Origin of the sequence: Streptomyces acidicola (assembly GCF_009377235.1) — a bacterium.
Taxonomy (GTDB): domain Bacteria; phylum Actinomycetota; class Actinomycetes; order Streptomycetales; family Streptomycetaceae; genus Streptomyces; species Streptomyces acidicola.
In genome coordinates, this window is the sequence record NZ_VMNX01000162.1 from 1 (window position 1) to 21639 (window position 21639).

Sequence of the window (21639 nt, forward strand, 5' to 3'; positions counted from 1 at the left end):
GTCCAGCGGCACTCCCCAGCCTCCCGCGGTCCACACCGCGCCCCCGCCCCGCGACCCCTGGCAGAACTACGACCCCTGGGCGGCCGCCTCCGGGCCGCTCCAGCAGAACGGTGCCGTGGTCCTGAGCAAGGACCAGCGGCGCAAGCGGGCGCGAAAGGTCCTCGTCCTGGGCGCCCTGGTGCTCGCGCTCGGGGCTGGCGGGATCGGCGGAGCCGTCGGCTCCTATCTGGAGCGGAACGGCGGGATCGGGGACGTCGAGCTGCCCCAGGGCGGGGACGACGCCAAGGGCCGCGCGCCCGACAGCGTCGCCGGGATCGCGGCCAGCGCGCTGCCCAGCGTGGTCACCCTGCACGTGAGCGGCGCGGACGCGCAGGGCACCGGCACCGGCTTCGTGCTCGACAAGCGAGGGCACATCCTCACCAACAACCACGTCGTGGAGCCCGCCGGCGGCGACGGCGAGATCTCCGTGACCTTCAGTGGCGGCGAGACCGCGAAGGCCACTGTCGTCGGCCGGGACACCGGCTACGACCTCGCTGTGGTCAAAGTCACGGGCGTGAGCGGGCTCAAGCCGCTGCCCCTCGGCAACTCCGACAACGTTCAGGTCGGCGACCCCGTCGTCGCCATCGGGGCCCCCTTCGAGCTGTCCAACACCGTCACCTCGGGCATCATCAGTGCCAAGGAGCGGCCCATCACGGCGGGCGGAGAGAAGGGCGACGGCAGCGACGTCAGTTACGTGGACGCGCTGCAGACCGACGCCCCGATCAACCCGGGCAACTCCGGTGGCCCCCTCGTCGACGCGAGCGCCCGCGTGATCGGCATCAACAGCGCGATCCGCTCCGCCGGCACCGGCTCCGACCTGGAGGGCGGGCAGGCTGGTTCGATAGGGCTCGGCTTCGCCATCCCCATCAACCAGGGCAAGCGCGTCGCCGAGGAACTGATCAACACGGGCAGGGCGACCCACCCCGTCATCGGCGTCACTCTCGACATGGACTACGCGGGGGACGGTGCGCGGGTCGGCACCGAGAACAACGACGGCGGGCCCCCGGTCAACGTCGGCGGCCCCGGGCACAAGGCCGGCATCAAGGCGGGCGACGTCATCACGGAGGTCGGCGGACAGCGCATCCACTCCGGCGAGGAACTCATCGTCAAGATCCGCGCCCACCGCCCCGGCAACCGGCTGGAACTCACCCTTCAGCGCGACGGCCGGGCCAGGAAGGTCACTCTGACTCTCGGCTCCTCCGGCGGCTGAGCGGGGCGGGCACGATGGACAGCAGCTTCACAGCACACGCCCCGAACCACCTCTGAACGGTGAACTTCGGGGAAAACCGGCCCTGTACACGAATCCAGGAGGGCCGCGACAGTACCGGACGGACAGGAACGCCGGGTACCGTGGACCCGGCCCGGACCACGGAAGACACCACGGAACGCCCCCGAGGGCCGACGGACAGGGCCAAGGACATCGCAAGGAGCTTCAGGTGTTCAATGACATAGGACCGCTAGAGCTGGTGACGATCGTCGTCCTCGCCGTGCTCGTTTTCGGCCCGGAGAAGCTCCCGAAGATGATCCAGGATGTCACGCGTACCATCCGCAAGATCCGCGACTTCTCCGAGAGTGCGAAACAGGACATCCGGCAGGAGCTCGGCCCGGAGTTCAAGGACTTCGAGTTCGAGGACCTCAACCCCAAGACGTTCATCCGCAAGCAGCTGGACAACGACGAGCTGGGCATCAAGGAGATCCGGAACGGCTTCGACCTGAAGAAGGAAATGGCCGAGATCACGGACGCGGTGAACGGCCGTGAGGCCGAGGCGTCCGCGGACGCCTCCGTCGGGTCGTCCGGGGGCAGCGGCGGCACCGTCGACCTGACCAAGAAGCCCCGGACGACCCAGCCGGTCGAGCGCCCGCCCTTCGACATGGACGCCACCTGAGCCGTACGCCACCCGAGTTGAACCCGAGCGGTACCCGGGTCGCAAGAAGAGCTGCACGAGGGGCCGTACGAGGGCCCGTACATCCCCTCCGACGTGACGCGATTCATACGCGCACAGCCCCTCGTACGGCGTGAACCAGCCCCGAGCGCGCCTCGCGCGCCGGGCGCTTTCCCTGCTGCTCGCAGCGCTGTGGCTATGCTGCCCAGTTGATGTGCGGACCGTATGCGTGTGAGCGACGACGCCCGAGGGGGGCGGGCCGCTCCGGTCCGCCGAGAGCGAGGAGGCGTCGGGGCACATGGAGACGACGAGGGTAGGCGCGCAGGCGCCGGTCGCGGAGGACGGACAACCGGGTCCCTCCGCCCGGCGCACGGTCGACAGCTACCTGCGGGCGCCCTTCCCGTGGTACGGCCTCGACGAGGCCTTCACGGGGCCGCGCCGGCTGGTGCAGGTGGGTACGGCGGCCGACGGCGCCGTGGAGTACGGATCGATCGGGCACGGTGACGAACCCTCGATCCGCAACGAGGGCTCCGGCGACGACGGCAAGGAGCGCTTCGCGATCGTGGTCACGGTCGCCGCGAACCCCGTACGGCGGAGCGCCGACGGCACGGGGGTCATGGAGGCCACCACGGTCTCCTCGGCGGCCTGGCTGGCCGGTGTGGGGCTGCTGTCGGTCACCTGGCCCGGCCAGATCGACCACACCCTGCGGGACGACTGGCTGGACCAGCAGACCGAGACGGCCTGGGTCCTCGCGGACGATCTGGACGGCCCCGACTGGACCACGCTCTCCCTCCCCGTGGACGGCGTCCCCACGCCCTTCCACTATCGGGAGTCCGAGTTCGGCTGGGTCCTGGCGGGCTCGACGCCGGAGGGCGTGCATGTGGGTGCGTACGGCAGGGGGATGAGTGCGTACGGGCTGGGCTTCGCCGTGATCAAGGACATCGGGGCGTACGAGTAACCCGCGGCGCGCAGCCGAAGGGGCGCCGCCCTGGTGCGGCGCCCCTTTCTGGTGCGGGTGCTCTTGGACTGCTCGCGCCCACGCGGCGGAGCCGCATATCCAACGCAGCCCTTTACGGGCGTACGACCCCCTTGACGGGCGTACGGCCCCTCTAGAACTTGTTCTTGGGCGTGATCCCCAGCGACATGCCCGACAGCCCGCGCTGCCTGCCGCCCAGCTTCCCCGCGATCGCACGCAGGGCCGAGCCCGCCGCGGACTCGGGGTCCGTGAGGACGACCGGCCTGCCCTCGTCGCCGCCCTCGCGGAGGCGGACGTCGATGGGGATGTTGCCGAGCACCGGGACCGTCGCGCCCGTCGTACGCGTCAGCCCGTCGGCCACCACCTGGCCGCCGCCCGTGCCGAAGACGTCGACCATCTCGCCGCAGTGCGGGCAGGGCAGGCCCGACATGTTCTCGACCACGCCGACGATCTTCTGGTGGGTCTGCACCGCGATGGAGCCGGCCCGCTCCGCGACCTCGGCCGCCGCCTGCTGAGGCGTCGTCACGACGAGGATCTCGGCGTTCGGGACCAGCTGGGCGACTGAGATGGCGATGTCGCCCGTGCCCGGGGGCAGGTCCAGGAGCAGGACGTCCAGGTCGCCCCAGTACACGTCCGCCAGGAACTGCTGGAGCGCGCGGTGGAGCATCGGGCCGCGCCACACGACCGGCGTGTTGCCCGGGGTGAACATGCCGATCGAGATGACCTTCACGCCGTTCGCGGACGGCGGCATGATCATGTTCTCGACCTGGGTGGGGCGTCCGTCGGCGCCCAGCATGCGCGGCACGGAGTGGCCGTAGATGTCGGCGTCCACGACGCCGACCTTCAGGCCGTCCGCCGCCATCGCCGCCGCCAGGTTCACGGTCACGGAGGACTTGCCGACGCCGCCCTTGCCGGAGGCCACCGCGTACACGCGGGTCAGTGAGCCCGGCTTGGCGAACGGGACCTCGCGCTCGGCCTGGCCGCCGCGCAGCGCGGACGCCAGTTCCTTGCGCTGCTCGTCGCTCATGACGTCCAGCGTGACGCCGACGCGTGTGACGCCGTCGACCCGCGAGACCGCGTCCGTCACGCGCTGCGTGATCGTGTCGCGCATCGGGCAGCCGGACACCGTCAGGTACACGGTGACCGCGACCGCTCCGTCCGAGCCGATCTCCACCGATTTGACCATCCCGAGCTCGGTGATGGGGCGGTTGATCTCGGGGTCGTTCACCGTCGCCAGTGCTTCGCGGACCGCGTCTTCCGTAACCATAGGACGATGGTACGGCGACCCGCGGGGGCCCTGGGAGCCCTGGGAGCCCGTCAGCGGTCGTCCATGTCACGTCCGCCGTCGGGATCGGCCGGGAATACGCGGTGGCGTCCGTCACCGGGGCCGTGGCCGCGTTCGTCGCCGTGGCCGTTCGCCCGGTGACCGTCCAGATCCCTGGCGAGGTCCTGGAGTTCGGAGCGGATCCAGTCGCGTGTGGCGACCTCGCCGAGGCCCATCCGCAGGGCGGCGACCTCCCGCGTCAGGTACTCCGTGCCCGCGATCGACCGCTCGTTCTGCTGGCGGTCCTGTTCGAGGTTGACCCGGTCGCGGTCGGCCTGGCGGTTCTGCGCGAGGAGGATCAGGGGTGCGGCGTACGAGGCCTGGAGCGACAGCGCCAGGGTCAGAAGGATGAACGGGTACTTGTCGAAACGCAGGTGGACGGGCATGGCCACGTTCCACCCCACCCACAGGACGACGACGACGGTCATCCAGACGATGAACCGTCCGGTGCCGATGAACCGCGCGATCTGCTCGGACAGCTTCCCGAAGGCCTCCGCGTCCCACTCCGGCACCAGCCTCCGGCGACGCGGGAGCGGTTGGTCGAGGCGGGCGCGGGCGGTGGCCGTGGCACCGGCGGGCGTGCGCTCACCGGAAGCGTGGGCGCGCTCGCGCCCCTGGCGCTCAGGAGCCATGCGTGTTCGCCCCCTCGTTCAGATGGAACTCCGTCTCCCGCCAGTCCTCCGGCAGCATGTGGTCGAGCACGTCGTCCACGGTCACCGCGCCCAGCAGCGATCCGCTCTCGTCCACGACGGGCGCCGCGACCATGTCGTACGTCGCGAAGAACCCGGCCACCACGGGCAGCGGGGCCTCGGGGCCGAGCGTCTGGAGGGAGTCGTCGAGGAGCGCGCTGACCAGGGTGTACGGCGGGTCCCGCAGCAGCCGCTGGAAGTGGATGGTGCCCAGGTACTTCCCGGTCGGGGTCTCGTCCGGCGGGCGGCACACGTACACCTGGGCGGCGAGCGCGGGGGAGAGGTCGGGGTTGCGGACGCGGGCGAGTGCGTCGGCGACCGTCGCGTCGGGCCGCAGCACGATGGGCTCGGTGGTCATCAGCCCGCCGGCGGTCTTCTCCTCGTACGCCATGAGCCTGCGCACGTCGGCGGCCTCGGACGGCTCCATCAGCGTCAGCAGCCGCTCCTTGTCCTCCTCCGGGAGCTCGGAGAGCAGGTCGGCGGCGTCATCCGGATCCATGGCCTCCAGAACATCTGCGGCCCGTTCCTCCTTGAGCTTGCCGAGGATCTCGATCTGGTCGTCCTCCGGCAGCTCCTCCAGTACGTCGGCGAGGCGGTCGTCGTCGAGGGCGGAGGCGACCTCGACGCGGCGCTTGGCGGACAGATGGTGGAGCACGTTGGCGAGGTCGGCGGGCCTCAGCTGCTCGAAGGTGGCCAGCAGGCTCTCCGCACCCTGCCCGTGCTCCTCCAGTGAGAACCCGGTGACGGCGGACCACTCGACGGTGAGCGTCTCTCCCTTGCTGCGCCGGAAGGTGCCGCCCTTCCCCTTCCGTACGAAGACACGATCGATCTCCCACTCCCGGCGGGCGGGCAGCTGCTGCACGGAGACGTCGAGGACCGTGACCTCCTCCCCGGTCTCCACGAGCCGTACCCGCCGGTCGAGGAGCTCTCCGAGGACCAGCCGCTCGGTGGGCCGCTGTTCGAACCGGCGGACGTTCAGCACTCCTGTGGTGATGACCTGCCCCGACTCGATGCTGGTGACCCTGGTCATGGGCAGGAAGATGCGGCGCCGGGTCGTCAGCTCCACGACCAGCCCCAGCAGTCGCGGGGGTTTGCGGCCGACGCGGAGCATGGCGACGAGGTCGCGGACACGGCCCACCTGGTCTCCGTTGGGGTCGAAGACGGCGATTCCGGAGAGGTGGGAGACGAAGATCCGGGGCACGCCCGCCGCCATGTGTCTGGCCTCCGTTTCCTGCGGGATTGTCCACCTAGATGGGCTTCAGGCTAGCCCGTCCCGGTCGGATACGCCCTGGTGAGCGGGGCGGACGGACTGCCTCCGAGGGGCGCGCGGGGCCCCGGTACGCTGCGGTACGCCGTTGAGTCCCCCGTACGAGAGGTGTCCCGCCTGTGACTGTGATTCCCCGTACCCGAAGGGGCGCGATGGTCAGCGCGATCTGTGCGCTGGTGGTGGCCGGGTCCGGGTTGACAGGGTGCGCCAAGGACGACCCCGACGAGGGCACGAACGGGGTCGGGAAGCTGTCGCCCGCGAAGATCCAGAGCCGGACGGCGTCGGCGGCGAAGTCGGCGGACACCGTGCGGCTGTCCGGGACCGTGGTGAGCAAGGGCCGCACGTACAAGCTGGACATGAGTCTCGCCGAGGACGGCGGTACGGGCTCGGTGACGTCGGAGGGCTCCACGTTCCGGCTGCTGCGGGTCGGAGAGCACCTGTTCCTGAAGGCCGACAAGGAGTTCTGGGAGCACGAGGACGACAAGGGCGGCGACAGCGAGTCGGACAGGGCCGCCGCGGACAAGCTGAACGGGATGTACGTGAAGGTGCCGACGGGCGACCCGTCGTACCAGCGCTTCAGCGGCTTCACGGACAAGGACGTCCTGCTGGACGGCCTGCTGACGCTGCACGGCGACCTCTCGACGGCAGGCCGCCACGAGCAGGCCGGCATCCGCACGATCCGCATCACCGGCGACGCGGGCTCCGGCGGCACCCTCGACGTGTCCCTGGAGGGCACCCCGTACCCCCTCCGCCTCGTCCGGGCCGGCGACGCGGGCACCATCCGCCTCAGCGACTGGGGCAAGCCCTTCTCCCTGGAGGAGCCGACGGAGAAGGAAGTCGTGGACTACGGCCAGCAGTTGCCGACGTCGTAGGGCGCACCGCGCCCCTATCCGGTGGAGCGTTACCGCTTGCGCTTTCTGAACAGGAGGCGGGGCAGCCCTGCCGGTATCGGGCGACGCGTGGTGGCCGGAGTTGCCGGCGGCGTCGCGGCCAGCGAGGAGTCGGGCAGCGGCACCGTCGCTCCCGTCGGCTCCAGGCGGAGCACCCGGCACTCGCGGGACCAGCGCTCGGGCATGGCCTCACCGTCGGGGGCGTTCAGTCGCTTGCCCTTCAGCTCGGCGACCGCGGCCTCCCAGGCGGGGGACCCCGGAGCGAGCTCGGTGACCTTCGCCGTCCATGTGGTCAGGCGGCCGCCCTTGTCCTTGCTGCGGACGGTCACGGCCGCCTCGGCGCCGTCCACCAGCCCCGGCAGCGGCTGCTCACCCGGCCCGTCGCCGACCACGCACGCCGCGCCCTCGTGCCAGACGTGCCACAGGGCGCGGGACGGCGCGCCGGCGCCCTGGACCCAGATGAGCCCGGACTTCTTGGTGGCCTCCTCGACCAGGGCCCGGTCGAGCAGCGTGTCGGTGACGGTCATGGGGCAAGCGTAACGAGCGCCACCGACAGCGTGGGGCCCCCGCTCACAGCCAGCCGTTGCGCTTCAGCGTGCGGTGGATGGCGAAGCAGAGGGCCACGGTGACGGTCAGCACCAGCGGGTAGCCGAACTTCCAGCGCAGCTCCGGCATGTAGTCGAAGTTCATGCCGTACACCCCGCACACCATCGTCGGCACGGCGATGATCGCGGCCCATGACGTGATCTTGCGCATGTCCTCGTTCTGCGCCACCGAGGCCTGCGCCAGGTTGGCCTGGAGGATCGAGTTGAGCAGCTCGTCGAAGCCGAGGACCTGCTCCTGGACCTGGGTGAGGTGGTCGGCCACGTCCCGGAAGTACTTCTGGATGTCCGGGTCGATCAGCCGCATCGGGCGCTCGCTCAGCAACTGCATCGGCCGCACCAGGGGCGACACCGCGCGCTTGAACTCCAGCACCTCGCGCTTGAGCTGGTAGATCCGGCTCGCGTCGGTACCGCGCGGCGTGCCCTTGCGGCCCGGGGAGAAGACCTCCGTCTCCACCTCGTCGATGTCGTCCTGCATGGCCTCCGCGACCGCGATGTACCCGTCCACGACGTGGTCCGCGATGGCGTGCAGCACCGCCGACGGGCCCTTGGCGAGCAGCTCCCGGTCCTCCTGCAGCCGGTGCCGCAGCGCCCGCAGGGAGCCCTTCCCGCCGTGTCGCACGGTGATGAAGAAGTCCCGTCCGGTGAAGCACATGACCTCGCCGGTCTCGACGACCTCGCTGGAGGCGGTCAGCTCGTCGTGCTCCACGTAGTGGACGGTCTTGAAGACCGTGAACAGCGTGTCGTCGTACCGCTCCAGCTTCGGCCGCTGGTGGGCGTGGACCGCGTCCTCCACGGCCAGCGGGTGCAGCCCGAACTCGGCCGCGATGTCCGCGAACTCGGCCTCGGTCGGCTCGTGCAGGCCGATCCACACGAACCCTCCGTCCCGGCGCACCTGACGGATCGCCTCATGCGGCGTCAGGTTCCGGTCGGCGGTGAGGCGTTCGCCGCCGCGGTAGACGGCGCAGTCCACGACGGCCGAGTTGTTCTCGGCCGCGTGCGCGGTGTCGTACGCCGTGCCGTTCTTGCGCAGCGACGGACGGGGGCGGACCGCGGCACGCAGGTCACGGATCATCGACATGGCAGGCTCCTTCGCAACGAAAGGCCGCCGGCGGCGGTTGGAACTGCCCGGAATGGGGACGTCCTGACAAGGCGTCTCCCCGCCCGTGAGGCAGGGAAGGATGTTTGGCACGTCCACAAAGCGGGGAGCACCGCACCGTCGCGGTGGCAGCTTCGCTTGATTCAGATCACGACAGATCAAGAAAGATCAAGGCAGATCGGACGGATCGAATGGAACGACGAGATCTGGCTCGGGTTCGGTTTCGAGCTGGTTCGACGGCGTCCGGTCGATCGGCCGGATCAGGTGGAACGAAGTGCTCTTCCGTTGTGTACCGGCGACACGGCAGTGGATGTGACGCGGGTGCGGGAGGCGGCGGCCGACGGAGCGACAGCCAGAACCGGAATTACGGAACGCGGTGACCGGAAGAGCGGGTGGTACTGCACGGTCGACTTCGGTCCATTGCAGCCCCACCTCCTCCGGCCGGTCCCCCGTAAGGGACGATCCAATCCGGGGCCCTTAGGGGCCCTGGTCCCCGTAGGGGAGTTTCAGCGGGTCGAGGCTTGACAGCGACGCTTCGGCGTGCTGCCCCGACCGGGGCTCAAGAGTAACAGCCGCCCTTGGAGCCAAGGCGCCGCTTTGCCCTTTGCTGACGAGTTCTATGCTCGGCTCATGGCCGATGTTCTTCCTTTGGTGGAGGCCCGTTTGCGCTCTGCGCTGGGCGAACCCGACGCGCGCGCCGCGGTGACCTTCCTGGGTGCGGATCGCATCGAGGTGCTCCGTTTCACAGAGGACGACATCGTCCGCTACGCCACGCTGGGTATGTCCGCCCAGCCGATGGCCGATCCGACCGCCGTTGTCGCCGACCCGGTCAAGGGCCCGCGCGCCGAGTTGGTCCTCACGGTCCGGCGCGGCGCCGGCGCCGACACCGACAAGGTGCTCCGCCCGCTCGCCGTGCTCGCCGCGTCCCCGCAGGTGGAGGGTGTGGTCGTGGCCCCCGGAGCCTCGCTCGACGTGGGTGAGCCGCTGTGGCCCGGAGCCCCGTTCATGTCCGTCCTGGTGGCCGAGTCCGGCGGCCTGGTGGAGGACCTGGAACTGGACCCGCCGGCCGAGCCCGTACGCTTCCTGCCGCTGCTGCCGATGACTCCGAACGAGGCAGCCTGGAAGCGCGTCCACGGAGCCCAGGCCCTCCAGGAGCGCTGGCTCGCCGGCGGGACGGACCTGCGCGATCCGTCCCGTGGGTCCGTGTCCCTGGGCTGACCCTGTCATGTGGCCGAAAACGGCCCCTCCGTCGGTCAGTTGGCCGTGACCGCTGACGGTTGGTCGGCAGAGCCGGGGAATGCCCGGGTCCGCCGGGTCAGCCGGCGAAGACGGCGACGCCGTCCTCCTGGGCGTGCTGCGGCCGGTGCTCCTCCGCTTCCGTCGTGAGCGCCTTCCGCCGTACGAGGACGACGAGGGCGCCCGCCACCGCCGTCACCGCGGCGACCACGAAGGGAACACGGACGTCGGTCCACTCCTCGATCTTCGGCGCGAAGAAGGGGGCGGCGGCCGCCGCGAACCACCGCACGAAGTTGTACCCGGCGCTCGCCACGGGCCGCGGCGCGTCCGAGACGCCCAACGCCAGTTCCGTGTAGACGGTGTTGTTCACGCCGATGGCCGCGCCCGACAGAACCGTGCAGACGACGGCGGTGGTGTGGTCGCCGTACCCGAGGGCCAGCACGTCCGCGGCGAGCAGCACCAGCGAACCGCCCAGCACCTTCAGCGAACCGAACCGCGCCTGGAGCCGCGGCGCCACGATCACCGAGAAGACCGCGAGCAGCACGCCCCAGCAGAAGAACACCGCGCCGGACCGGTACGGGCTCATGTCGAGCACGAACGGCGTGAAGGCCAGCACGGTGAAGAACGTGTAGTTGTAGAAGAACGCCGAGACGGCCGCCGAGGCGAGGCCTCCGTGGCCGAGCGCCTTGACCGGGTCGAGCAGTCCCGTCTTCCGCGCGGGCCGCGGCTGTTCCTTCAGGAACGCCGTGATGCACAGGAATCCGACCGCCATCAGGAACGCGGTGCCGAAGAACGGGTACCGCCAGCTCGCGTCCCCGAGCAGCGCGCCCAGCAGCGGCCCGCATGCCATGCCGAGGCCCAGGGCCGACTCGTACAGCAGGATCGCGGCGGCGCTGCCCCCGGCCGCCGCCCCGACGATGACCGCGAGCGCCGTGGACACGAACAGCGCGTTGCCGAGCCCCCATCCGGCGCGGAAGCCCACCAGTTCACCGACCGACCCGGACGTGCCGGACAGACCCGCGAAGACCACCACGAGCGCGAGACCGAGCAGCAGGGTCTTCCGGCCGCCGATGCGGCTGGAGACGAAGCCGGTCACCAGCATCGCGACGGCGGTGATCAGGAAGTACGACGTGAAGAGCAGCGAGACCTGACCCGCTGTCGCGTCGAGGCCCTTGGCGATGGACGGCAGGATCGGGTCGACGAGCCCGATGCCCATGAAGGCGACGACGGACGCCCCGGCGGTCGCCCAGACGGACTTCGGCTGCCGCAGCAGCCCGCCCCCTCCGGCGTCGAACGCGTCCGGCCTGGCGGGATCTCCTGTACTCATGTCTGCTCCTTCATCGCCACGGGGATCGGTGATGTATACACATAATAAGTTAGAGTAGCTAATTAATGCAAGTTACATCTACTTTCTTCTGGTGATCGGGCCGCTGCGGACGGGTGATCGTCCTTGACGCGAGGGGGGACGGGTAGGACCGTTGAGCCCTATGAGGGGCGAACCCAGTTGCCCGAAGTGCGGTGGCCGGGTCAGGGCTCCCGGACTCTTTTCCGACTCGTGGCAGTGTGACGTGCACGGAACCGTGCATCCGCTGCAGCCCGTGATCCCGCCCAGCGTCGAGGCCCTCAGCGTCGTGGTGCACCGTGCCCGGGTGCCGGTGTGGATGCCGTGGCCGCTGCCGGTCGGCTGGCTGTTCACCGGGGCGGCCTTCGCGGGGGACGAGCGCAGCGGCGGTCGTGGGACCGTCGTGGCCTGCTCCGGGCCGGGCCCGCTCGGCGGCGTGGGCGAACTGGTGCTCGTCGCCGAGGAGCTCGGTGTCGGGCTCGGTGCGCGGTACGCGGGCATCGACGGACCCGACCCCGGCCCGTACATGAACGTCGAGAAGCCGCCCCAGGCCAAGGTCCTGGCCGCCGGCCGCCCCACCCCGCTTTGGCATGTATCCGGCACTCCCGACGACCGGGCCGTCTTCGCCGGCGAGGCGCGCGGTCTGTGGCTGTGGGCGGTCGTCTGGCCCGAGACGACGGGGCTGCTGATGTACGACGAACTGGTGCTGACCGATCTGCGGGACGCGGGGGCGGAGGTCGATCTGCTGCCGTGTGGGGCGTTGTCGCCGCGAATCCTTGAGCCGTAGCGCTCCGTCCGCCGGGTTGGGCGGTGGGGTTCGTGGGTGTCCGGAGGCGGTTTTCGTGTGCGGGGTGTTGTGGGTTGCTCGCGCCCACGCGGCGGAGCCGCACATTGTCACAGCCCCGCGCCCCTTGCGTGCCGGTGTCGCGGCCCTGCGCCGCTTGCGTGCCGGTGTCGCGGCCCTGCGCCGCTTGCGTGCCGGTGCCCGGCGGTGACGGGGTGGCCTGAGGGCCGGTTACCCTAGAGCGTCCCTTCCGCTTCGTCGTCGCCTGGAGTTTGTGTCGTGCGTATCGATCTGCACTGTCACTCCACGGCTTCCGACGGTACGGACACCCCGGCCGAGCTGGTGCGGAACGCGGCCGCCGCCGGGCTGGACGTCGTCGCGCTGACCGATCACGACACGACCCGTGGGTACGCCGAGGCGATCGCTGCGGTGCCCGAGGGACTCACGCTGGTCACCGGTGCCGAGCTCTCCTGCCGCCTCGACGGTGTGAGCATGCACATGCTGGCGTACCTCTTCGACCCCGAGGAGCCCGAGCTGCTCGCCGAGCGCGAGCTCGTCCGGGACGACCGGGTGCCGCGGGCCCACGGCATGATCGCCAAGCTGAACGAGCTGGGCGTGCCCGTGACCTGGGAGCAGGTCTCCCGGATCGCCGGAGACGGGTCCGTCGGACGCCCCCACGTCGCCACCGCCCTCGTCGAGCTCGGCGTAGTACCGACCGTGGGCGACGCCTTCACCGCCGACTGGCTGGCCGACGGCGGACGGGCCTTCGTGGAGAAGCACGAGACCGACCCCTTCGAGGCGATCCGGCTGATCAAGGGCGCGGGCGGTGTCGCCGTCTTCGCGCACCCCGGCGCCGCCAAGCGAGGCCGTACGGTGCCGGAGTCCGCGATCGCCAAGATGGCCGCCGCCGGACTCGACGGCATCGAGGTCGACCACATGGACCACGAGCCGGAGACCCGGGCGCGGTTGCGCGGACTGGCGGGCGAGCTGGGGCTGCTCACCACGGGCTCCTCGGACTACCACGGCAGCCGCAAGACCTGCGTGCTCGGCGAGTACACGACGGATCCCGAGGTGTACGGCGAGATCACGCGACGGGCGACCGGGGCCTTCCCCGTGCCGGGGACCGGCGGGGGCCGCGGCGCCGGGTGAATCAGCCCGATCGTCCGGGGCGCTTCTGATGGCCCTTTGATTCCGTCCTGATTCCGGTCCTGGGTTCTGTCCTGACTCCGGTCCTGGTTCTGTCCGGGCCGGATGTGGTTCTGCTCGGTCCTGTCTGATCCTTTCCACTCCGGCTGAGCTCTCGGCCGGTGGCTCTCCGCTGGTTCCGGTGGCATGTCGTGCCGGGCGCCCGAGCGGCACAGCCTCCCCTCCGTGGGCCACCACCTCGTTCGTCTTTCCCCCTCCCTCCCTCGCAAGGCACCACTGTGTTCGACGTCGCCGTCTTCGGTTCGCTCTTCCTCACCCTGTTCGTGATCATGGATCCGCCGGGGATCACCCCGATCTTTCTGGCGCTCACCGCCGGCCGTCCGGCCCGGACGCAGAAGCGGATGGCGTTCCAGGCCGTCTGTGTGGCCGGCGGGGTCATCACGGTCTTCGGGCTCCTGGGGCAGCAGATCCTGAACTACCTGCATGTCTCCGTCCCCGCGCTGATGATCGCGGGCGGACTGCTGCTCCTGCTGATCGCGCTGGACCTGCTGACCGGCAAGACCGACGAGCCGCAGCAGACCAAGGACGTGAACGTCGCCCTCGTACCGCTGGGCATGCCGCTGCTCGCGGGGCCCGGCGCGATCGTGTCCGTGATTCTTGCCGTCCAGAAGGCCAACGGAGTGGCGTCCCAGGTATCGGTGTGGGTCGCCATACTCGCGATCCACGTCGTGCTGTGGCTGACGATGCGGTACTCGCTGCTGATCATCCGCGTCATCAAGGACGGCGGGGTGGTGCTGGTGACCCGGCTCGCGGGCATGATGCTGTCCGCGATCGCCGTGCAGCAGATCATCAACGGGGTGACGCAGGTGGTGCGGGGCGGCTGAGTCCGGAGCCGGGGCAGCCGGGGCAGGAGCCGGGGCCGGGGCGAGGTCGGATCAGGTGCACAACCTCTGGTTGTGGCGGTCGGCCGGATGGTTGTTTGATCAGGTGGCGCGCCAGGCGCTTTGCTGTCGCTGGTCGATGTGAGGTCTTTCGAGTGCGGCGGCTGGGGGGTGTGCTGGGCATGGGAGCCAGGCAGTCGCTGGGGCGGCGGTTCGGGTGGCTGTGGGCGGCGTACGGGGTCAGTGCGTTCGGCACCCGGCTCGCCTTCGACGCGTTTCCCCTGATCGCGGTCCTGGTGCTGCACGCCGGGCCCATGGAGGTGTCGGCGCTCGCCGCCGCGGGGCTGGCGGTGGGAGCCGTGGTGGCGGTGTCGCTCGGCCCGTGGGTGGAGTCGCGCCGCAAGCGGCCGGTGATGATCGCGATGGACCTGGTCCGGTTCGCGGCGTTGCTGAGCGTCCCCGCCGCTTTCGCGCTCGGCCTGCTGAGCTTCGTCCAGCTCGTGGTCGTGTCGGTCGTGGTCGCCGCGGCCGACATCACCTTCAACGCGGCCGCCGGCGCGTACCTGAAGGCACTGGTACGGCCGGAGGACCTGCTCGTCGCGAACGGGAGGTTCGAGGCCACGACCTGGAGCACCACCATGCTCGGACCGCCGCTCGGCGGGACCATGATCGGGGTGTTCGGCCCGGTGGTGACCGTGGTGGCCGACGCGGTCAGCTATCTGCTCTCGGCGGTGGGCATCCGTGCGATCGGGGGCGGGGAGCCGCGACCCGTACGCACCGGCACGGCGGCCGGGTGGCCGCGTGCCGACGTATCGTCGCGGCTGCGTGCCGAGGAGTCGTCACGGCTGCCGCCCGCTGAACCGGGGCAGTCGCCGGCCGAGAAGGAGGCGTCGCGTTCACGCGCCGGTGAGCTCCTCGACGGCTGGCGCTACATCCTCGGCGACGCCGTGCTGCGCCCGCTGTTCCTCAACACCGTCCTGGTCAGCGGCCTGATCATGGCGACCGCGCCGCTGCTCGCCGTTCTCATGCTCGGCCACCTGGGGTTCGCGCCCTGGCAGTACGCACTCGCCTTCTCCGTGCCCTGCGTCGGCGGGCTGATCGGCTCACGGCTGGCCCCTCGGCTCGTCACGCGGTTCGGGCGGCACAGGGTCATGCTCACCGCCGGAACGCTGCGCGCGTGCTGGTCGCTCGGGCTGGCATTCGTCGGGCCCGGCACCACGGGTCTCGTCCTCGTCATGGCTGTCGAGCTGGGGCTGATCACCTGCGTGGGTGTGTTCAACCCGGTGTTCGCCACCTGCCGGCTCGAACGGACGGCGACGGAACGCGTCGCCCGCACCCTGACCGCGTGGTCGGTCACCAGCAAGGCCGGCATCGCGGCCCTGACCGCGCTGTGGGGCCTGCTGGCCGGCCTCGTCGGCACCCGGACGGCGGTAGGGATCGCGGGTGTCCTCCTCCTGGCCACTCCGCTCCTGCTCCTTCGAGTCGGCCACGCGGACGAACAGAGCCCCGCACGGCGCCGATGCCGTACGGGGCTCTGAAGCCTGTGAAGATCCGCGTTACGAAGCGGTCGTTTCGGCCGGGCGGATCCAGAGTCGCTGCCCGGTGGCGGCGGCCTGCTGAACGATCCGGTTGACGGAGGCGGCGTCCACAACGGTGCTGTCCACGGGCGTACCGTCGACATCGTCGAGTCGCATGATTTCGAAGCGCATGGCTTCTCCCTTCGTCTGGTCATCCTCCTGAGGAGAACTGCTGATGGTGGAGCGCAGGGCGTTCCATGCCCTGCCTTCCCAATGGGTTCAACGAGATGCCCTCTACAAACATTCCCTACGCTAAGGAAATTTTTCGCGTACCTAATTACTCACCCGTGAGCGGGCTGTCCCAGAGCGAATCTCCGCCAGGTGAAGAAGACTGACTGGGACCGGTTGTGTTCGCAGCGTGACCGCCGGGACAATGGATGCATATGAACGACGACAACCTCACGGCGCTCGGCGCCCGCATCGACCGAACGAACGAGCTGCTCCAGCGCATGCTCGCCGAGGTGGCGAAGACGCCCTCGACGCATGCGATCTTCGTCGACGCGGGCTACCTCTACGCGGCCGCGGGGCGGCTCGTCGCCGGAACGGAGGACCGGCGGTCCTTCGACCTGGACGCCGAGGGGCTGATCGACGCGCTCATCGACCGGGCGCGCACGATCTTCGCCGACAGCCGGCTGCTGCGGGTGTACTGGTACGACGGAGCGAGACGCCGCATCCACACCGCGGAGCAGCAGTCGATCGCGGAGCTGCCGGACGTGAAGGTCCGGCTCGGCAACCTCAACGCGAACAACCAGCAGAAGGGCGTCGACTCCCTGATCCGTACCGACCTCGAGTCCCTGGCCCGCCACCGGGCCATCAGCGACGCGGCGCTCCTCGGAGGGGACGAGGACCTGGTGTCGGCGGTCGAGGCGGCACAGGGCTACGGGGCGAGGGTCCACCTCTGGGGCATCGAGGCGCCCGAGGGCCGCAACCAGGCGGAGCCGCTGCTCTGGGAGGTCGACAGCCAGCGGACGCTCGACCTCGACTTCTTCAAACCATACGTGTCACGGCGGACCGCCCCCACGTACGACGCCACGACCGCCGCCCGGCCGACCCGTGAGGACGTCCGCTTCGTGGGCGCCCAGATCGCGGCGAAGTGGCTGGCGGCACGGGGCCGCGAGACGGTGGGGGAGCTGCTGCCCGGGCATCCCTATCTGCCGGGGTCCGTGGACCAGGACCTGCTGGTCGAGGCAGAGGGGTTGTTGCAGTACTCGCTACGGGGGCAGGCCGATCTGCGGCGGGCGCTGCGGGACGGCTTCTGGGAGCACTTGCAGGCTCAGTACTGAGCCGCGGAGCCCCTGAGTTTCTGAGCCGCTGAGCCCCCTGAGCCTGTGAGCGAGAAGCCCCTGAGCCCGTGAGTGGTTCGTGCGCCCCTGAGACCTGAGCCGCTAGGCGCCGGCCGTGATGCCGTCCCAGAACTCGACGAAGGCCCGGGCCGTTGCCTCCGGCTGGTCCGCGTTGGGGGAGTGTTCGGCTCCGTGGATGACGGTGCGGTGGGCGTGGAGCCGTTCGGCCATGTCGTCGAGGAGGGGGAGCGGCCAGGTGTCGTCGCGTTCGCCGGAGAGGACGTGGACCGGGAGCCGGAGCGCGGCCAGCTCGGCGACGCGGTCGGGTTCCGTGCAGAGCTGGCGGCCCGTGGCGATGAGCTGGGCCGGGCTGTTGCCGAGCCAGCGGTGGCGCAGGGCGGCACGGTCCTCCAGCCCGTTGTCGAGAGCGGGCGTATCGGTGTCCTCGGGGGGTTCCATGGCCTGGATGGCGTCCCACACCTGCGCCATGTCCATCACGGCGAGGACGTCTCGCAGCAGCTTCACGCGCTGCTGCTGCGAGGCCGAGATCTGGGCCGGACCCGAGGACATGAGCGTGAGAGAGACGAAGGGGGCCGGATCGAGGAGTACGGCGGCACGGGCGATCTGACCGCCGAGGGAGTGGCCCACGAGGTGTACGGGGGTGTCGCTGACCGTGGTGACCTGGGCGAGGACGTCCTGCGCCAATTCGGCCTGGGCGTACGGGGATTCGTCGTCCCTGGGTCCGGGGGTCTCGTACTGGCCGCGGCCGTCCACGGCGATGGTCCGGTAGCCGGCGGCCGCGAGGGGCTGGTGGAGGGCGATGAAGTCCTCCTTGCTGCCGGTGAACCCCGGAAGGAGCAGGGCGGTGCCCTTCTCGGCCGTACCCGCCTCTATCACGGCGAATTCCCCACGGGGGGTACGGAGACGGTGCGCTCGCGCGCCGGGGGGCGGGGCAAAGGTGGCGGGACGGCTCATGGGGGGAGGTTATAGGCGTGGGGACGGCGTTCGCATCGGAGTGCGCCCCTGATGGGGGCGCGCGAAGTCGAGAATTTGGCCGATGGCCCGGCCCCCGTAAGGGGACCGGGCCATCAGTCGGCAGCTGTCAGGCCGTTGTGGTCACGCGTCCGTGACCTCTGTGACCTCCGCGGCGGCCGCAGCCTTCCGCGTACGTCGCCGGGGCTTCGCCTCGGCAGCCTCGTCGCCTGTCTGGGCCGGGACCGCCGGCTCAGCGGCGGCGGCCTTCCGTGTACGGCGCCGCGGCTTGGCCTCCGTGACCTCCCCAACGGTGTCCACCGTCGGCTCGGCAGCGGCGGCCTTCCGTGTACGGCGCCGGGGCTTCGTCTCCGTGGCCTCCTCCACCGTGGCCACCGCCGACTCGGCGACAGCCGCAGCCGTGGTCTTGCGAGTGCGGCGCGGGGGCTTGGCCTCGGTGACTTCGCTGACCTCGGTGGCTTCGGCCGTCTGGGCCGGGATCTCGGCCTCGGCTGTGGCCACCGCCTTGCGGGTACGGCGCCGCGGCTTGGTCTCCGTGGCTTCGGCCGTGTTCAGGGCGGCTTCGGCGGCGGTTTCGGCCGGGGCTTCGGCGGTGGTGGCCGTGGTCTTGCGGGTGCGGCGGCGGGGCTTGGTCTCCGTGGGTTCGGCCGTGTTCAGGGCGGCTTCGGCGGCGGTTTCGGCCGGGGCTTCGGCGGTGGTGGCCGCGGTCTTGCGGGTGCGGCGGCGGGGCTTGGTCTCCGTGGGTTCGGAGGGAGCCAGGGCCGCCTCGGTGGCTTCGGCCGTGTCCACCGCTGCCTCGGCGATGGCTGCCGCCTTGCGGGTGCGGCGCCGGGGCTTCGTCGGGGCCTCCTCCACGGCCTCGCCCGGCTCCGTCGCAGGAACCACCTCGGTGGTCACCGGAGCGGTGGTCACCGGGGAGGTCGGTTCCTGGACGGCCGGCTGCTCCGCGGGGACGCCGGCGCGCGTGCGGCGACGGCGACGCGGGGTGCGGGGCTCTGTGGGCTCCGTGGAGTCTGCGACGTCCGTGGAGGCCGTGGACTCCGTGGGGGTCCCGGAGGCAGGGGACTCCAGCGGGGTGCCGGCGCGCGTACGGCGACGGCGTCGGGGCGTACGGGCCGGGCGGTCCTCGGCAGGACGGGGGCCCCGGCCGCGCGGGCCGCGGGTGCCCGTCTCGCCCAGGTCCTCCAGTTCCTCGGCCCCCAGGCCCGCGCGGGTGCGCTCGGCACGGGGGAGGACGCCCTTGGTGCCCTCGGGGATGCCGAGGTCCGCGAACAGGTGCGGGGAGGTGGAGTAGGTCTCCGGCGGGTCATTGAAGCTGAGCTCCAGCGCTTTGTTGATCAGCTGCCAGCGCGGGATGTCGTCCCAGTCGACCAGGGTGATGGCGGTGCCCGACGCTCCCGCGCGGCCTGTGCGGCCGATGCGGTGGAGGTAGGTCTTCTCGTCCTCGGGGGACTGGTAGTTGACGACGTGCGTGACGCCTTCGACGTCGATGCCGCGGGCCGCCACGTCCGTGCAGACGAGGACGTCCACCTTGCCGTTGCGGAAGGCCCGCAGGGCCTGCTCGCGGGCGCCCTGGCCGAGGTCGCCGTGCACCGCGCCGGAGGCGAACCCGCGGCGCTGGAGCTGCTCGGCGATGTCCGCGGCCGTGCGCTTGGTGCGGCAGAAGACCATCGCCAGGCCGCGGCCATCGGCCTGCAATATGCGGGCGACCATCTCCGGCTTGTCCATGGAGTGCGCGCGGTAGACGTGCTGCGCCGTGTTCGCGACCGTCGCGCCCTGGTCGTCCGGAGCCGTGGCCCGGATGTGCGTGGGCTGCGACATGTAGCGACGGGCCAGACCGATGACCGCGCCCGGCATGGTGGCCGAGAAGAGCATGGTCTGGCGCTTGGCCGGGAGCATGTTGATGATCTTCTCGACGTCGGGCAGGAAGCCCAGGTCGAGCATCTCGTCGGCCTCGTCGAGCACCAGGCACCGTACGTGCTTCAGGTTGAGCTTCTTCTGGCCGGCGAGGTCCAGCAGCCGGCCCGGAGTGCCGACGACCACGTCGACGCCCCGCTTGAGCGCCTCGACCTGGGGCTCGTACGCGCGGCCGCCGTAGATCGCCGTGACGCGCACGTTACGGACCTTGCCCGCGGTCAGCAGGTCGTTCGTGACCTGGGTGCAGAGCTCGCGTGTGGGGACGACGACGAGTGCCTGCGGGGCGTCGGTGAGTTCTTCGGGCTTGGCGCGGCCGGCCTCGACGTCGGCGGGGACGGTGACGCGCTCAAGGAGCGGGAGGCCGAAACCCAGCGTCTTGCCGGTGCCGGTCTTGGCCTGGCCGATGACGTCGGTGCCGGAGAGGGCGACCGGGAGCGTCATCTCCTGGATGGGGAAGGGGGTGGTGATGCCGACGGCTTCCAGGGCCTCGGCGGTCTCGGGAAGGATCCCGAGTTCTCGGAACGTCGTAGTCAGGGCGCTGCCTCTTCTGTGTGGGCGGTGCGAGGCGAGCGCGGGGGTCGTGTCGGACCGTGCCGGGGACGTCGGCCGCCTCACGGGCTGGCCGTGGGGCACGGGACCACTGCCGACGCTCTAGCGCTCGAACCGCTGAGGGTCCCTCCGGACTCCGTACTCACAGTGCCGTACGACCCGGGAGGGCTGTCGGGTCGGAGCCGATCGGGCCACCGACCGGGCATCCTCATTCATGCGGCCCGTCGGATATTCGGCGGGCGCTTTACCACCATACCCCGGAATCGCGCACACGCGATGGCCGATTTGGTCACGTAGTGGTCGTCACAGTGATTGATCAGGGACATACGCCACTGGTCGAGCGGGCTATTGTGCGCTGCATGACGACGTCTGACAAGCCTGACCGCGCCGCCGACACTGCCGCAGAGACCTCTGCCGAGACCTCCGCCGGGACCCCCCAGCACACCGGGGTCGCCGCCCAGAACTGGGAGCAGGCCTCCACCGACCCGCAGTACTGCGCCGCGGTCGTGGATCTGCTCGGAGCGCTCGCGTACGGGGAGTTGGCGGCGTTCGAGCGGCTCGCGGAGGACGCCAAGCTGGCTCCGACGCTGGCGGACAAGGCCGAGCTGGCGAAGATGGCGTCGGCGGAGTTCCACCACTTCGAGCAGCTGAGGGACCGGCTCACCGAGATCGGCGAGGAGCCGACGCAGGCGATGGAGCCGTTCGTCGCCGCGCTCGACGGCTTCCACCGGCAGACGGCGCCCTCGGACTGGCTGGAGGGTCTGGTCAAGGCCTACGTCGGCGACTCGATCGCCAGCGACTTCTACCGTGAGGTCGCCGCCCGCCTCGACTCGGACACGCGCGGGCTCGTACTCGCCGTGCTCGACGACACCGGGCACGGCGGCTTCGCCGTCGAGAAGGTGCGCGCCGCGATCGACGCCGACCCGCGGGTGGGCGGTCGGCTCGCGCTGTGGGCGCGGCGGCTGATGGGTGAGGCGCTGTCGCAGTCCCAGCGGGTGGTCGCCGACCGGGACGCGCTGTCGACCATGCTCGTCGGCGGGGTCGCGGACGGGTTCGACCTCGCCGAGGTCGGCAAGATGTTCTCGCGGATCACTGAGGCGCACACGAAGCGTATGGCCGCGCTGGGCCTCGCGGCCTAGGGCCCTGGGGCGGTGGTGGGGGC

General features: G+C 70.7%; 20 protein-coding genes. 11 read left to right on the forward strand and 9 right to left on the reverse strand.

Going from position 1 to position 21639, the window contains the following annotated elements; all coding sequences use genetic code 11:
* The 3 genes from FPZ41_RS31950 to FPZ41_RS31960 form a co-directional block, all read left to right on the forward strand.
* Positions 1–1249, forward strand: a 1249-nt coding sequence (locus FPZ41_RS31950) for a S1C family serine protease (protein WP_152867107.1), incomplete at its 5' end; no start/stop codon positions are given.
* 226 nt (positions 1250–1475) lie between these two features.
* On the forward strand, positions 1476–1925 hold the full coding sequence (locus FPZ41_RS31955) for a sec-independent translocase (protein WP_322620984.1): 450 nt from the start codon (positions 1476–1478) through the stop codon (positions 1923–1925).
* 295 nt (positions 1926–2220) lie between these two features.
* Entirely contained in the window at positions 2221–2880 is a 660-nt protein-coding gene (locus FPZ41_RS31960; RefSeq protein WP_152867109.1) for a hypothetical protein, read from the forward strand.
* Between the two features lie 151 nt (positions 2881–3031).
* On the opposite strand, the gene FPZ41_RS31965 is transcribed toward FPZ41_RS31960, so the two are convergent.
* The 3 genes from FPZ41_RS31965 to FPZ41_RS31975 are packed head-to-tail and all read right to left on the reverse strand — an operon-like array spanning position 3032 to position 6124.
* On the reverse strand, positions 3032–4165 hold the full coding sequence (locus tag FPZ41_RS31965) for an Mrp/NBP35 family ATP-binding protein (RefSeq protein ID WP_152867110.1): 1134 nt from the start codon (positions 4163–4165) through the stop codon (positions 3032–3034).
* 50 nt (positions 4166–4215) lie between these two features.
* On the reverse strand, positions 4216–4854 hold the full coding sequence (locus FPZ41_RS31970; RefSeq protein ID WP_152867111.1) for a DUF1003 domain-containing protein: 639 nt from the start codon (positions 4852–4854) through the stop codon (positions 4216–4218).
* The gene (locus FPZ41_RS31975) at positions 4844–6124 is read right to left on the reverse strand and encodes a magnesium transporter MgtE N-terminal domain-containing protein (RefSeq protein ID WP_152867112.1); all 1281 of its coding nucleotides are present in this window, start codon (positions 6122–6124) and stop codon (positions 4844–4846) included. Before FPZ41_RS31975 ends, FPZ41_RS31970 begins: the two co-directional genes overlap by 11 nt.
* A gap of 173 nt (positions 6125–6297) precedes the next feature.
* Here FPZ41_RS31975 and FPZ41_RS31980 point away from each other — a divergent pair, with 173 nt between their 5' ends.
* Entirely contained in the window at positions 6298–7050 is a 753-nt protein-coding gene (locus FPZ41_RS31980; protein ID WP_322620985.1) for a LolA-like protein, read from the forward strand.
* A 29-nt stretch (positions 7051–7079) separates the two neighbouring features.
* Here the strand turns inward: FPZ41_RS31980 and FPZ41_RS31985 are convergent, their stop codons facing one another.
* Both FPZ41_RS31985 and FPZ41_RS31990 read right to left on the reverse strand, forming a co-directional pair.
* The gene (locus FPZ41_RS31985) at positions 7080–7595 is read right to left on the reverse strand and encodes a hypothetical protein (RefSeq protein WP_152867113.1); all 516 of its coding nucleotides are present in this window, start codon (positions 7593–7595) and stop codon (positions 7080–7082) included.
* Positions 7596–7638: 43 nt separating this feature from the next.
* On the reverse strand, positions 7639–8751 hold the full coding sequence (locus tag FPZ41_RS31990) for a magnesium and cobalt transport protein CorA (protein WP_152867114.1): 1113 nt from the start codon (positions 8749–8751) through the stop codon (positions 7639–7641).
* A 648-nt stretch (positions 8752–9399) separates the two neighbouring features.
* On the opposite strand from FPZ41_RS31990, the gene FPZ41_RS31995 reads away from it, so the two are divergent.
* Entirely contained in the window at positions 9400–9987 is a 588-nt protein-coding gene (locus tag FPZ41_RS31995; RefSeq protein ID WP_152867115.1) for a suppressor of fused domain protein, read from the forward strand.
* Between the two features lie 97 nt (positions 9988–10084).
* Here the strand turns inward: FPZ41_RS31995 and FPZ41_RS32000 are convergent, their stop codons facing one another.
* On the reverse strand, positions 10085–11332 hold the full coding sequence (locus tag FPZ41_RS32000) for an MFS transporter (protein WP_152867116.1): 1248 nt from the start codon (positions 11330–11332) through the stop codon (positions 10085–10087).
* A 160-nt stretch (positions 11333–11492) separates the two neighbouring features.
* Between FPZ41_RS32000 and FPZ41_RS32005 the strand changes: the two genes are divergently transcribed.
* From FPZ41_RS32005 to FPZ41_RS32020, 4 genes are all read left to right on the forward strand, one after another.
* Complete coding sequence (locus tag FPZ41_RS32005) at positions 11493–12134, forward strand: DUF6758 family protein (protein WP_131569677.1); 642 nt, start codon at positions 11493–11495, stop codon at positions 12132–12134.
* Positions 12135–12410: 276 nt separating this feature from the next.
* Positions 12411–13280 carry a PHP domain-containing protein gene (locus FPZ41_RS32010; protein WP_322620986.1) on the forward strand — a complete coding sequence of 290 codons (870 nt, stop codon included), beginning with the start codon at positions 12411–12413 and terminating at the stop codon, positions 13278–13280.
* A 275-nt stretch (positions 13281–13555) separates the two neighbouring features.
* A complete protein-coding gene (locus FPZ41_RS32015) occupies positions 13556–14161 on the forward strand; it encodes a MarC family protein (protein WP_322620987.1) in 606 nt (201 codons plus the stop codon).
* A 179-nt stretch (positions 14162–14340) separates the two neighbouring features.
* Positions 14341–15696 carry an MFS transporter gene (locus FPZ41_RS32020; RefSeq protein ID WP_152867117.1) on the forward strand — a complete coding sequence of 452 codons (1356 nt, stop codon included), beginning with the start codon at positions 14341–14343 and terminating at the stop codon, positions 15694–15696.
* An 18-nt stretch (positions 15697–15714) separates the two neighbouring features.
* On the opposite strand, the gene FPZ41_RS32025 is transcribed toward FPZ41_RS32020, so the two are convergent.
* Positions 15715–15867, reverse strand: coding sequence for a hypothetical protein (locus tag FPZ41_RS32025; protein WP_131571793.1), 153 nt, complete (start codon positions 15865–15867; stop codon positions 15715–15717).
* A 251-nt stretch (positions 15868–16118) separates the two neighbouring features.
* Between FPZ41_RS32025 and FPZ41_RS32030 the strand changes: the two genes are divergently transcribed.
* A complete protein-coding gene (locus FPZ41_RS32030) occupies positions 16119–17018 on the forward strand; it encodes an NYN domain-containing protein (RefSeq protein WP_131571790.1) in 900 nt (299 codons plus the stop codon).
* A 102-nt stretch (positions 17019–17120) separates the two neighbouring features.
* On the opposite strand, the gene FPZ41_RS32035 is transcribed toward FPZ41_RS32030, so the two are convergent.
* Both FPZ41_RS32035 and FPZ41_RS32040 read right to left on the reverse strand, forming a co-directional pair.
* Complete coding sequence (locus tag FPZ41_RS32035; RefSeq protein ID WP_152867118.1) at positions 17121–17993, reverse strand: alpha/beta fold hydrolase; 873 nt, start codon at positions 17991–17993, stop codon at positions 17121–17123.
* A gap of 141 nt (positions 17994–18134) precedes the next feature.
* A complete protein-coding gene (locus FPZ41_RS32040) occupies positions 18135–20543 on the reverse strand; it encodes a DEAD/DEAH box helicase (RefSeq protein WP_322620988.1) in 2409 nt (802 codons plus the stop codon).
* 293 nt (positions 20544–20836) lie between these two features.
* Here FPZ41_RS32040 and FPZ41_RS32045 point away from each other — a divergent pair, with 293 nt between their 5' ends.
* A complete protein-coding gene (locus FPZ41_RS32045; protein WP_152867119.1) occupies positions 20837–21616 on the forward strand; it encodes a ferritin-like fold-containing protein in 780 nt (259 codons plus the stop codon).
* Positions 21617–21639 lie beyond the last annotated feature (23 nt).